This is a genomic window from Maricaulis sp. (genome assembly GCF_048270095.1).
In the GTDB taxonomy this organism is placed as follows: Bacteria; Pseudomonadota; Alphaproteobacteria; order Caulobacterales; family Maricaulaceae; genus Maricaulis.
Genome location: NZ_JBLWTL010000001.1, coordinates 370,262 through 381,406, shown reverse-complemented (window position 1 = coordinate 381,406; position 11,145 = coordinate 370,262). Strand labels below are relative to the sequence as shown.

The 11,145-nt window shown below is 63.0% G+C and carries 13 protein-coding genes and 1 tRNA gene; 11 read left to right on the top strand and 3 right to left on the bottom strand.

Features of this window, described 5'->3' with window-relative positions; all coding sequences use genetic code 11:
- A partial coding sequence (locus tag ACN0YJ_RS01910) for a hypothetical protein (RefSeq protein WP_417495168.1) occupies positions 1–220 on the bottom strand: 220 nt, incomplete at its 3' end.
- A gap of 250 nt (positions 221–470) precedes the next feature.
- Between ACN0YJ_RS01910 and ACN0YJ_RS01905 the strand changes: the two genes are divergently transcribed.
- The 10 genes from ACN0YJ_RS01905 (at position 471) to ACN0YJ_RS01860 (ending at position 8,840) form a co-directional block, all read left to right on the top strand.
- Complete coding sequence (locus ACN0YJ_RS01905) at positions 471–1,025, top strand: GNAT family N-acetyltransferase (protein ID WP_417495167.1); 555 nt, start codon at positions 471–473, stop codon at positions 1,023–1,025.
- Positions 1,026–1,244: 219 nt separating this feature from the next.
- The gene (locus tag ACN0YJ_RS01900) at positions 1,245–2,504 is read left to right on the top strand and encodes a hypothetical protein (RefSeq protein WP_417495166.1); all 1,260 of its coding nucleotides are present in this window, start codon (positions 1,245–1,247) and stop codon (positions 2,502–2,504) included.
- A 29-nt stretch (positions 2,505–2,533) separates the two neighbouring features.
- Complete coding sequence (locus ACN0YJ_RS01895; protein WP_417478749.1) at positions 2,534–3,148, top strand: ribonuclease D; 615 nt, start codon at positions 2,534–2,536, stop codon at positions 3,146–3,148.
- 87 nt (positions 3,149–3,235) lie between these two features.
- On the top strand, positions 3,236–3,931 hold the full coding sequence (gene lptC / locus ACN0YJ_RS01890) for an LPS export ABC transporter periplasmic protein LptC (protein ID WP_417478750.1): 696 nt from the start codon (positions 3,236–3,238) through the stop codon (positions 3,929–3,931).
- On the top strand, positions 3,928–4,470 hold the full coding sequence (locus ACN0YJ_RS01885; RefSeq protein WP_417495165.1) for an LptA/OstA family protein: 543 nt from the start codon (positions 3,928–3,930) through the stop codon (positions 4,468–4,470). The genes lptC and ACN0YJ_RS01885 overlap by 4 nt, the downstream gene beginning before the upstream one ends.
- A gap of 25 nt (positions 4,471–4,495) precedes the next feature.
- Positions 4,496–5,257 carry an LPS export ABC transporter ATP-binding protein gene (gene lptB, locus ACN0YJ_RS01880; protein ID WP_417495164.1) on the top strand — a complete coding sequence of 254 codons (762 nt, stop codon included), beginning with the start codon at positions 4,496–4,498 and terminating at the stop codon, positions 5,255–5,257.
- A gap of 36 nt (positions 5,258–5,293) precedes the next feature.
- A complete protein-coding gene (gene rpoN / locus ACN0YJ_RS01875; protein ID WP_091769964.1) occupies positions 5,294–6,811 on the top strand; it encodes an RNA polymerase factor sigma-54 in 1,518 nt (505 codons plus the stop codon).
- 181 nt (positions 6,812–6,992) lie between these two features.
- Entirely contained in the window at positions 6,993–7,601 is a 609-nt protein-coding gene (gene hpf, locus ACN0YJ_RS01870) for a ribosome hibernation-promoting factor, HPF/YfiA family (protein WP_417478753.1), read from the top strand.
- Between the two features lie 27 nt (positions 7,602–7,628).
- On the top strand, positions 7,629–8,093 hold the full coding sequence (gene ptsN / locus ACN0YJ_RS01865) for a PTS IIA-like nitrogen regulatory protein PtsN (protein WP_417478754.1): 465 nt from the start codon (positions 7,629–7,631) through the stop codon (positions 8,091–8,093).
- A 126-nt stretch (positions 8,094–8,219) separates the two neighbouring features.
- Positions 8,220–8,840, top strand: a complete 621-nt coding sequence (locus ACN0YJ_RS01860) for a hypothetical protein (RefSeq protein ID WP_417478755.1) — start codon at positions 8,220–8,222, stop codon at positions 8,838–8,840.
- Positions 8,841–9,068: 228 nt separating this feature from the next.
- Here ACN0YJ_RS01860 and ACN0YJ_RS01855 read toward each other — a convergent pair.
- Together ACN0YJ_RS01855 and ACN0YJ_RS01850 are read right to left on the bottom strand one after the other, a co-directional pair.
- Positions 9,069–9,144, bottom strand: a tRNA-Ala gene (locus tag ACN0YJ_RS01855).
- Between the two features lie 110 nt (positions 9,145–9,254).
- Positions 9,255–9,692: a TIGR02300 family protein gene (locus ACN0YJ_RS01850; RefSeq protein WP_417478756.1), complete on the bottom strand. Its 438-nt coding sequence runs from the start codon at positions 9,690–9,692 to the stop codon at positions 9,255–9,257.
- 111 nt (positions 9,693–9,803) lie between these two features.
- Between ACN0YJ_RS01850 and aroA the strand changes: the two genes are divergently transcribed.
- Positions 9,804–11,144: a 3-phosphoshikimate 1-carboxyvinyltransferase gene (gene aroA, locus ACN0YJ_RS01845; RefSeq protein ID WP_417495163.1), complete on the top strand. Its 1,341-nt coding sequence runs from the start codon at positions 9,804–9,806 to the stop codon at positions 11,142–11,144.
- Position 11,145 lies beyond the last annotated feature (1 nt).

Genomic DNA, 11,145 nt, shown 5'->3' with positions numbered 1-11,145 from the left:
ACTCGTCGACATATTCATAGGGCAGATGGTGCACGATGCGCAGCACGACACTGCCATCGCCGCCCTGACGGGCCACAACCGGCGGCGGCGCCGCCGCGGCGGCAGCGGCATCGCCGCGCCGGGGCCGGGCGCGAAACCGGAAGGCGCCCAACACAACGGCACTCACCCGGGCGAGGCCCAACCATTCGAGCAGCCCCAAGGCTCCCATAATCTCGATCATTGCAACTCCCCCACTCGCCGGCCCACCCCCGGCGGCAAACGGCCCGGTCAGGCATTTGCCATCCCCCACTATGACCGTCCTCGCGCCAAGCTTACAGCCCGCTCCCCGCTGACGCGACTATAAACCGGCCCATTCCCCGCATGCATCGTCAGCGGTGATGCCAGGTCGCCGATTGACGCGGCGCCCGCTGGCGGGTTTAGCTCTGGCGCGTGGCGCACCTCCCGCGCCGAATGTCAGCCCTGGTGACGGCATGAGCCCTGCCCCTGCGACCACGATTCCGGCCCTGGTCACGCCGCGACTCGTTCTGCGCGGCCATACGGCGGCAGATTTCGCCGGCAGCCTGGCCTTGTGGACCGATCCCGGGGTAATCCGCTTCATCGGCGGGCGCGCCTCGAGCGAGCACGAGGTCTGGCAGCGCCTGCTGCGCTATGGCGGGATGTGGACCATGCTGGGTTTTGGCTATTGGGTAATCACCGACCGCACCGATGGCCGTTTTCTCGGTGAGGCCGGCCTGGCAGATCTGAAGCGCGAACTCCTGCCACCGCTCGGCGATGTCCCCGAGAGCGGCTGGGCGCTTTTGCCGACAGCGCACGGCCGCGGCCTCGGACACGAGGCGATGCAGGCCGTGCTCACCTGGGCCGATCGCGCGCTCGACCGGCCGGAGACCTGTTGCATCATTGACCCGATCAATACGGCCTCAACCTCGCTGGCCGGCAAACTGGGCTATCAGGCCCGGCACACGGCCAGGCTGGCGGAAAACGAGCTGACAGTATTCTACCGCCCCCGCAAGACAAACGCGCCATGACGGGGCGGTGCTTCGGTCGCGTGCAGCCTCGCCTTGCCGTTGCGCCTGAGCGCCGCTAGCGTCGCCGCAGCTGGGGGCTGGCACCGGAATGCTGATCAATTCATCACAATCTCGACGCGGTCTGGCGCAGCGCAGGGCTTGCCGGTCTGGTGGACAGGGCGGCCCCGGTGTGCGGATACCAGCCGCTTTTACCCATCACTCCTGTGCGGGGCTAACCGCATGAAGCAATACGCCAGAACATTATTCATCGCGCTGTTCACGGGCCTTTTGGGCTTTGCCGGCTTCAACGCCCTGATCGACCCGTTCAACGTCACCGGCGCGCCCGATATTCCGGGGCTGACGGCGCGTGATACGCGGCTGTATGGCGATGGTGGCCGGGTCCATGTCGGCGACCGGCTGGCACGCGGCGGCGATGCGTCCATCCTGCTCGGCTCCTCGCGCACGGTCGACGGATTCCCGCACGAGCCGACCGGCTGGCCCGGCGAGATTTACAATGCCGGCATGCGCGGCACCAATATATTCGAACTCAGCCAGGCGATGGCGCTGGCCGCGCGCAACCGTTCCCTGCGCTGCGTCGTGATCGGGCTCGACCTCGATGAATTCGGCACCCATTCCAGGGCCAAGGCGACCTATTGGCTATCGACGCTGAATGACGGCAATCGCGCATTGTCCATGACGCGGGTGTCGCTATCGCCCAATACATTCGGCGCCTCACTCCAGTTGATGGCCGATAATATCGGCGGCGGTTCGCCGCGCGTGCCCTGGGCCGACACCTATCCGGCAGGGGCCCAGCGGGAGCGCTATGAAAGCGGTGTGCGCGGGATTTACGGCTTCTATCTGGGCTATAATTTTGACGCCGGCCGCGTCGCCCTGTTTGAACGCGCGCTGGACGCACTGACAGCGAATGGCGTCCAGGTCATCGGCTTTATTCACCCGCTCCATGCCTGGCGCGAGGAGGCCCTGTTCCGCTCGGGTCGCAGTGAGACCTATTTCGAGATGCGCCAGGCGCTGACCGGGGTGTTCGACCGGCATGCCGCCAACAGCCCGGATGATGCCTGCGTCGAGGGCGGTGGCGCGGTGTTGTGGGATTTCTCCGGTTTTCGCGATTTTGCCAGCCTGCCCGCGCCGGGACCGGAGCAGACCGCCGCGCATCCCAATTTCTACGAACCCTCACATTATCTGCCGCATATCGGCCAGGCGATGCTCGATACCTTGCGCGGCGAGGCAGCCCCCGGCAGCGAGGTGTCGGGCATCCAGCTCGAGCCCGGCAATCTGTCCGTCAGCGCCGACGCGATCCGGGCGCGCCGCCAGCGCTGGCTGGAGAGCGCCGATGGTCAGGCCGCCACCGCGCTGTTCGACGCCCTGGAGGCCGCCGGTCCGCAAGCCGAGACTGAAATGCCGCAATTTCTCAATCGCGATGACCGGCGCAGCCTGGACGACAAGATCAGCCGCATTGCGCCGGGCCGCGCGGAGCGTTAGGACGCGTGCCAGAAACTGAGGATTGAGCGATGACTGTACATTACCACCGCGGCGATTTGCCCGCCGATGTCGATCTGGGCCCGCTGGTCGCCATCGACACGGAGACCCTGGGCCTGTCCCTGACCCGTGACGCGCTGTGCGTCGTACAGCTCTCCAGCGGCGACGGCGATGCCCATGTCGTGCAGCTGATCCGCCCCGAATATGACTGCCCCAACCTGAAAGCCCTGCTGGGCGATCCCGGCGTCGAGAAAATCCTCCACTTTGCCCGTTTCGATGTCGCCATGGTCGAGCGCAGCCTCGGTGTCACCCTGGCCCCGGTCTTCTGTACCAAGATCGCGTCGAAGCTGTGCCGCACCTATACCGACCGCCACGGCCTGAAGGATGTGACGCGCGAACTCGTCGGCATCGATATGAACAAGCAGCAGCAAAGCTCCGACTGGGGCGCGGATGAATTGTCGAAAGCGCAGCTGGAATACGCCGCCTCCGACGTGCTGTACCTGCACCAGCTGCGCGAACGGCTGAGTGTGATGCTGGAGCGTGAAGGCCGGATGGAGATGGCGAAGGCCTGTTTCGATTTCCTGCCCATGCGTGCCAAACTCGACCTGGCGGGTTGGCCGGACACCGACATTTTCGCCCACGCCTGATCCGGTTTGCCTTGAAAAGGCCAGCAAAGGCTGGTCTTTGTTGCGCGGCAAGGCTGTGCCTGCCGTTTGCGAGATGATGATCTGCCGATGAGTACGACCGCGACCCCCGGCCTCGAGCTGTTCCAGCCCACAATGCACGGCAATTGGGAACCCCGCCGCGCATTGACGCTGAGTGCTGCCCGGCGCCGGACGCAGTTTGTGCGCTGGCTGCGCTTCGTCTTCATTGCCGGCATCATCGCGCTGCTGGCATTGCTGGCTGCGCAATTATTCATCGGGGCATCGGTTGGCCCGGTGGTTCCGGCCGAAGCCGTGAGCACGGACGTGCGCATGGTCAATCCGCGCATTACCGGCCGCGACGAGAATCTCACCCCCTATGCGCTCACAGCCGATGTCGCGATCCGCCGGCGCGACAATGCCAACAGTCTCACCGAGCTGGAGCGCCCGCGCCTCGACTATGATTTCCTCAATACCGGAGCAAATGCTTCGGAAGTTCTGGCGCAGACCGGAACCTTTGATCCAGCCAACCGCATTCTCGACCTGTATTCCGACGTCAATCTGAATACCGATAACGGCTATAGCTTTGCCTCCCAGCATGCCCGCATCTTTCTGCGCGAGGAACGCGTGGCCGGCGAACTGCCGGTGACCGGTTCCGGACCGGTCGGGACCATCACCGCCGACCGCTATGAAATTCACGAAGGCGGCAATCGCGTTATTTTCGAGGGCAATGTGCACGCACGTATAGTACAAGCCCGGACCGCCCCCAGCGAAGGAGAGGATCAATGATCCGCCTGCTTGCCCGACTGACCGCCCTGTCCTGTCTCCTGCTGGCGCCGCTTGCGACCGCCCAGGCGCAGATCGGGGATTCGTCGCAACCACTCGACACCATCGCCGACCGAATCGAAAATCTCGACGATCAGGGCCGCACGGTCCTGACCGGTCATGTCGACATTACCCAGGGCGACCGCCGCATCATGGCGGATCGGGTCGAGCTGGTCTGGACCCAGCCTGCAGACGGCAGTCGCGGCGACATCGAACGCGTTGTTGCCACGGGGCATGTCCGGTATTTCTCACCCTTCCAGAACGCCACCGGCGATCTGGGCGTTTATGAAATGGGTCAGGACACCATCACCCTGACAGGCGATGTCGTCATCACCCAGGGCGAGAATGTCATCACCACCACCCGTTTTGTCTCCAATCTGACATCCGGGAATTCCAATTTTGGTGAAGAGGGTAATGGTACGCCCGTGCGGGCCGTGATCTACCCGCGCCAGACCGACGCCACGCCCGCCAATGGTGATGGCAACGGCACTGGCGGCCGCTAGAATTCCGATCGAGGGCAAGTTGAGCATGGCAATGACCGAAGACTTCGCAGCGGCCCCGTCCGCTCTCAGCACGGGACTGGTCGTCGAAGCAATCGGCAAAACCTATCGCAAACGCCCCGTCGTCAAGGGCGTCTCGCTCTCGCTCCAGCGCGGCGAAGTCGCGGGCCTGCTTGGCCCCAATGGCGCCGGCAAGACGACCTGTTTCTACATGATCACGGGCCTGGTTGATGTCGATTATGGCCGCATCCTGCTTGATGGCGAGGATATCACCCGCCTGCCCATGTATCAGCGTGCCCGGCTCGGGATCGGCTATCTGCCGCAGGAAAAATCCATCTTCCAGGGCATGAGCGTGCGCGAGAACATCCTCGCCGTCGCCGAAGTGGTCGAGAAGGACCGCAGCCAGCGTCATGAGCTGGTCGACCAATTGCTCGAGGAATTGCGCATCTCGCACCTCGCCGAAGCACCGGCTCCGTCACTGTCCGGGGGCGAACGCCGCCGGGTCGAGATTGCCCGGGCGCTGGCGACTCGCCCCTCATTCATGCTGCTTGATGAGCCTTTCGCCGGCATCGATCCGCTGGCAATTGCAGATATCCGCGATCTGATCCGCTTCCTGAAGGATCGCGGCATCGGCATTCTGATCACCGACCATAATGTCCGCGAAACCCTTGAAATCACGGACCGTGCGACGATTATTCATGAGGGTGAAGTGCTGTTTGAAGGCTCACCTGAAGCAATCCGGGCCGATCCTGATGTGCGCCGCGTTTATCTCGGGGAAAGCTTTGCCTGATTAACTTCTGCCGTAAACCACCACGCAGAGGCGTTCATGGCCGGACTGATGCAAAAGCTGGAGATGCGCCAGGGTCAATCCCTGGTGATGACGCCCCAGCTACAACAAGCCATCAAGCTGTTGCAGCTCTCGAATATCGAGCTTGCCGAATTCGTTGAGAGCGAGCTCGAACAGAACCCCTTGCTCGAACGCGACGACCGTAGCGAAAGCACCGAATCAACGCGGCAGGAAAGCGATAACGAGACGCGTGAGCTCGAATTCTCGGCCGCCAATGGCGATGCCGCTGATGCGATCGATGCCGATTCGGACATGTTGCACGGCGAGGATTCCAAATCCGACCTGTCCGGTGTTGAAACCTCGCAGGCCGGTGATTCGGTTGGCATGGGTGCCAGCACCTGGTCATCCACGGGCAGCGCCGGCGGCTCCTTCAACGGCGAGGAATATGATGCGATCGCCAATTCCTCGCGTGATATTTCGCTGGCGGAACACCTGCACGAACAATTGTCCACGGCGACATCAGATCCGATCGACCGCCTGATCGGGGCACACCTGATCGACCTCGCTGATGAAGATGGCTATCTGCGCGCCGACCTCGACGAGATCGCCGACCGGCTGGGTCTGGAGCGCGCCCGGATCGAGGCCGTCCTGACGACGACGCAAACCTTCGAGCCAGCTGGTGTGATGGCGCGGGATCTGGCCGAGTGCCTGGCGCTGCAATTGCAGGAAAAGAACCGCCTCGACCCGGCCATGGCGATCCTGCTCGACAATCTCGAGCGGCTCGCCAAGCATGATTACGCGACGCTGAAATCACTGTGCGGTGTCGATGGCGAAGACCTCGACGACATGATTTCCGAAATCAAGGCGCTGACCCCCAAGCCCGGCCTCGCCTACGGCACCGAATCAACCCGCGCCGTCGAACCCGATGTCTATATCCGCCAGGCCCCCGATGGGGGCTGGCATGTCGAGCTCAACTCGGAAACCCTGCCGCGCGTGCTCATCAACAACCGGTACTACAATGAAATCAACGCGGCTGCCCGCAATGAGTCGGAGCGCAGCTTCATCACCGAGTGCAGCCAGAATGCCAGCTGGCTCGTGAAGAGCCTGGATCAGCGGGCGCGCACCATCCTCAAGGTTTCCAGTGAAATCGTGCGCCAGCAGGACCTCTTCCTCGTCAACGGCGTCGCCTATTTGCGGCCCCTGAATCTGAAGACTGTGGCCGACGCAATCGGCATGCACGAATCGACCGTCAGCCGGGTGACCTCGAACAAATACGTCTCGACACCGCGCGGCATGTTCGAATTGAAATACTTTTTCACCTCCTCGATTCCCTCGGCCGGAGGCGGCGAGTCCCACTCGGCAGAGGCCGTCAGGCACAAGATCAAGCTCCTGATCCAGCAGGAAACCGCCGACGACGTCCTGTCCGACGACAAGCTTGTCGAGCTTTTGCACGATGAGGGGATTGAAATCGCCCGCCGGACTGTGGCTAAATACCGGGAGGCGTTGAATATCCCTTCTTCGGTCCAGCGCCGACGCATGTTGAAACGTGCCAGCTGACGACAGGACAATCCGCGCATGACGGTGGTAGTTGTGTCACGCCCCATGTGGTTGGAAAGCCACCACCGACTGAGATTGACTCCCGCTGCACCCGACGACTAGGGTCCGCCCGCATTCCGGGGGGAGTTGGAAGAGTTTTTGACGCCTCACAAGCTGGTGTATGGCCAGCGGGAAGGAGCGCATGCACATTCAAATCGCAAACAAGGGCATCGATGTCAGCGATAGCCTGAGAGCCAGGATCCTGGAACGGGTCGAGGACGGCGTTGCCAAATATTTCAGCCGTCCGGGCGAAGCCTATGTGTCGATCGCACGCGAAGGCCTCGGTTTTCGCATCGACTGTTCGCTGCACCTGCCTTCGGGCATGATGCTGCAGGCTCATGACAGCGCCGACGACGCCTACAAGGCCGCCGACGGCACCATGGACAAGCTTGAGAAGCGGCTGCGCCGCTACAAGCGCAAACTCAAGAATCACCGCCAGGGTCACAAGGCAGAACTGCCGGCCGAATCGCTGCCGATCTTCGTCCTCAAGGGCATGCGCGATACGTATTCCGAGGAAGCGGAGGATCATGTCGACGAATCCCTGCCCGACGCTCCGGAGCCGATTGTCATTGCCGAACATGCCGGCGAATTCCGGACATTGACCGTCGGAATGGCCTCGCTTGAGCTCGACGCTGCGGATTCGCCCTTCCTGATGTTCCGAAATGCCGCTAATGGCGGGTTGAACATTGTCTATCGGCGACCGGATGGCCATATCGGCTGGATCGACCCGGCCCGCGCAGTGCAGGCCTGATTGGCTTGAAATAGAGTTGTTTTTACCATGGCATTAGCAGATCTGATTCCCGATGGCGGCGCCGCCGTTGATGTCGGGGCGTCCAGTCGCAAGCAAGCCTTGCAAGCCATGTCGGAAACGGCAGCGCAGGCAACCGGGCTGAATCCGCGCGTTATTTTCGAAGCTGTATTGCAGCGTGAACGCCTTGGCTCGACCGGTGTCGGCCAGGGCGTCGCGATTCCGCACGCGCGGCTGACCGGGATCGACAAGGTCACCGGATTCTTCATGCGCCTGCGGGCACCCGTGGATTTCGAATCGATCGACGGCCAGCCCGCTGACCTGATTTTCCTGCTGCTGGCACCGGAAGATGCCGGTGCCGAACACCTCAAGGCCCTGGCTCGCGTCTCGCGCCTGCTGCGCCGGGAAGATGTCCGTCAACGCCTGCGCGCTGCGCCCGATGCCGATGCTGTCTATGCCGTTCTCACGGGCGAGCCGACCAGCGACGCCGCCTGAAAGACGGCCTGACGGGCCGGAAAGCCGGCGAACACCACACCCGCTTTGATATGTGGCAAATGGCGGCAGGTCCGCCGTGACGCGACTCCGTGTATGCTCCGCGATGCAGCCGCAGGAGCGCGACCCATGCGAACCCAGATCAATCAATTGCTCGAGAAGATCCAGTCACTGGAGGCCGACCTCGAGGAAGAATTGGCAGAGCGCCGCCGCAGCTATGGCTACAAGCTGGAGCAGGGACGGCTCTTCATCAGCCGGGAAGCGCGCGAACGCCAGGCAGCCCTGAAACTCGGCCTGCGGCGCTATCTGGTCGATAGCGGCGTGCTGACCATCCTCACAGCCCCCTTTATCTATGCGGTCGCCATCCCGGTCTTCCTTCTCGATGTGGTGGCGAGCCTCTACCAGGCTGTGTGCTTCCGGGTGTATGGCGTCAAACAGGTGAAGCGGCGTGATTATGTCGTGTTTGACCGGCACCGCCTGCCCTATCTCAATGCGATCCAGAAGGTGAATTGCTTCTATTGCTCTTATGCCAACGGCGTGATCGCCTATGTCCACGAAATCGCGTCACGGACCGAGCAATACTGGTGCCCAATCAAACACGCCGAACGGCTGGCCGGCACCCACCGGCGCTATGATGGCTTCCTCGAATACGGCGATGTCGGCGAATACCCGGACAGCCTCGAAGAACAGCGCCGTCGTCTGCGCAGTGAAGGCGATATCCCGCCCGATCCGCAAGGCCCGGCCGAATAAAAACAAGGCCCCACCGGGGATCCGGTGGGGCCTTGTTTTCAGGTCGAACCAGAGCCGCTTCGCTCGAAGAGCGTTGGGCCTGCCTGGCCGAAGCTCGCGCAGCGAGCGCCAGGTCAGGTGGAGTATTTAGATACGGGGTGTCCGCCTTCGCCAAGGCTGCGGCGGGACATCCTTCGCTCGGAAGAGCGTTGGGCCCGCCTAGCCGAAGCTCGCGCAGCGAGCGAAGGATGGTGGAGCCAGACGGAATCGAACCGACGACCTCTTGCATGCCATGCAAGCGCTCTCCCAACTGAGCTATGGCCCCAATATCCTTGTCGCCGCGATGGGGTGCGGCGAGAGGCGCGGAAACTAGTCCCGCTTTTCACGCGGATCAAGCCTCAACGCAGCACCTTGCGCAGCGCCGCGGCTTGAGCCCTACAGATCCTCGTCTTCACCCTTGGTGAATTCAGCGAAATCATCATCCTCATCATCGTCGAGCAAGACTGTATTGTCATCCTCGTCGACCGAATCCTCGCCGTCATCTTCCTCAAAACCGTCCGGAAGATCATCGCTGAGGCCCGAACCCTCATCATCGTCGTCATCATCATCGACCACGATGTCATCGCCGGCATCCCCGACTTCCGGCGTGTCGTCGACCTCATCCTCGAATCCGTCAGCCTCGACCACTTTGGCCTTGGCGGGCGCTTCGTCGTCATCGACGGGCTCCGGCGCTACTTTCAGCCGCACGGGCACCAGTTCGGGATCGAACTCGTGGGCGCACTTCGGACATCGCGCCGGGCGACGGCCCAGATCGTAAAATTTGGCGGCACACTTCGGACAAGTGCGCTTGGAGCCCAGTTCTTGTTTGGCCATGACATCCCTTCACAACCGGTTTTGTTTTTCGGCGCGACCCGTTGCCACGATCACCGCGCTCTGTCAAAACCTGATCGCCGTCTTCTCACCCTAATCGTTGAAATTCAGTTGATGACCCAGCTTGCCCCCCAATTGCAAGGCCCGTTTTTGGCGCGTCCGAGTGGACCGCTGACCGGCAACCTCTCCGCGCCTGCCGACAAGTCGATCTCGCACCGCGCCCTGATCTTTGCGGGGCTGGCCCAGGGCGAGAGCCGCATTGCCGGCCTGCTCGAGAGCGATGATGTCCTCAACACGGCGAAGGCTATCGCGTCGCTGGGCGCTGAAGTCGAGCGCCTTGGCCCTGGCAATTGGCGGGTCGTGGGCCGGGGTGGACGGTTCGCATCGCCGCGCTCGCCACTCGACTTCGGTAATTCGGGCACCGGCGTCCGGCTCATGATGGGTGCCATCGCCGGCAGCGGCGCCGGCGCAGTTTTCACCGGCGATGCCAGTCTGTCCGCCCGCCCGATGCGGCGCGTGACCGACCCGCTTGAAATGATGGGCGCCGGCTTCACCTGCACTGATGGCCGCCTGCCCGTCACCCTCGCGCCATCACGCCTGAAGGGCATTGCCTATGCACCGCCGATCGCTTCGGCCCAGGTAAAGTCGGCGATCCTGCTGGCCGGTCTTGGGGCTAGCGGCGAGACCGTCATCACCGAGCAGCACGCCACCCGCGACCATACCGAGACCATGCTGCGGGCCTTCGGCGTCACACTCGAGATCACGCGCAGCGAAGACGGCGTGCGAATCCGCCTGCCCGGTCACCAGGCGCTGAAAGCCCAGGACATCACGGTCCCCGGCGACCCGTCCTCGATCAGCTTTGCACTCGTGGCCGCCCTGATCACACCGGGCTCCTGCATCCAGATCGACGGCGTAATGGACAATCCCTCGCGCACCGGGCTGATTGAAACCCTCCGGGAAATGGGCGCCGATCTGGATGTCACACCCGGGCCGTCCATGGCCGGCGAGCGGACGATGAATATCACCGCACGTCACTCCACCCTGCGCGGCGTCGCGGTGCCGGCGGGTCGTGCGCCATCGATGATTGATGAATACCCCATACTCGGCGTCGCGGCCGCCTGCGCCACCGGCCCGACACACATGGCCGGCCTCACGGAATTGCGGGCCAAGGAGAGCGACCGGCTGGCCGGTACTGCCGCGCTTTTGCGCTGCAATGGCGTTGAGCTGGAAATTGGCGAGGACAGCCTCACAGTCACGGGCAAGGGGCCGGGCTCGGTGGCGGGTGGCGGCATGGTGCCGACCCATCATGATCACCGTCTGGCGATGAGCGCCCTCGTGCTCGGCCTGGCGGCACAGGCGCCGGTGAGCATCGACGATGCATCCATGATCGCGACCAGCTATCCCCGCTTCGCCGACGATATGATGGCGCTCGGCGCGATACTGGAGTCGATCTGAG

Coding starts and splice junctions, on each gene's coding strand:
- ACN0YJ_RS01905 (WP_417495167.1), top strand. CDS start 471: ATGAGCCCTGCCCCTGCGACCACGATTCCGGCCCTGGTCACGCCGCGA.
- ACN0YJ_RS01900 (WP_417495166.1), top strand. CDS start 1,245: ATGAAGCAATACGCCAGAACATTATTCATCGCGCTGTTCACGGGCCTT.
- ACN0YJ_RS01895 (WP_417478749.1), top strand. CDS start 2,534: ATGACTGTACATTACCACCGCGGCGATTTGCCCGCCGATGTCGATCTG.
- lptC (WP_417478750.1), top strand. CDS start 3,236: ATGAGTACGACCGCGACCCCCGGCCTCGAGCTGTTCCAGCCCACAATG.
- ACN0YJ_RS01885 (WP_417495165.1), top strand. CDS start 3,928: ATGATCCGCCTGCTTGCCCGACTGACCGCCCTGTCCTGTCTCCTGCTG.
- lptB (WP_417495164.1), top strand. CDS start 4,496: ATGGCAATGACCGAAGACTTCGCAGCGGCCCCGTCCGCTCTCAGCACG.
- rpoN (WP_091769964.1), top strand. CDS start 5,294: ATGGCCGGACTGATGCAAAAGCTGGAGATGCGCCAGGGTCAATCCCTG.
- hpf (WP_417478753.1), top strand. CDS start 6,993: ATGCACATTCAAATCGCAAACAAGGGCATCGATGTCAGCGATAGCCTG.
- ptsN (WP_417478754.1), top strand. CDS start 7,629: ATGGCATTAGCAGATCTGATTCCCGATGGCGGCGCCGCCGTTGATGTC.
- ACN0YJ_RS01860 (WP_417478755.1), top strand. CDS start 8,220: ATGCGAACCCAGATCAATCAATTGCTCGAGAAGATCCAGTCACTGGAG.
- ACN0YJ_RS01850 (WP_417478756.1), bottom strand. CDS start 9,692: ATGGCCAAACAAGAACTGGGCTCCAAGCGCACTTGTCCGAAGTGTGCC.
- aroA (WP_417495163.1), top strand. CDS start 9,804: ATGACCCAGCTTGCCCCCCAATTGCAAGGCCCGTTTTTGGCGCGTCCG.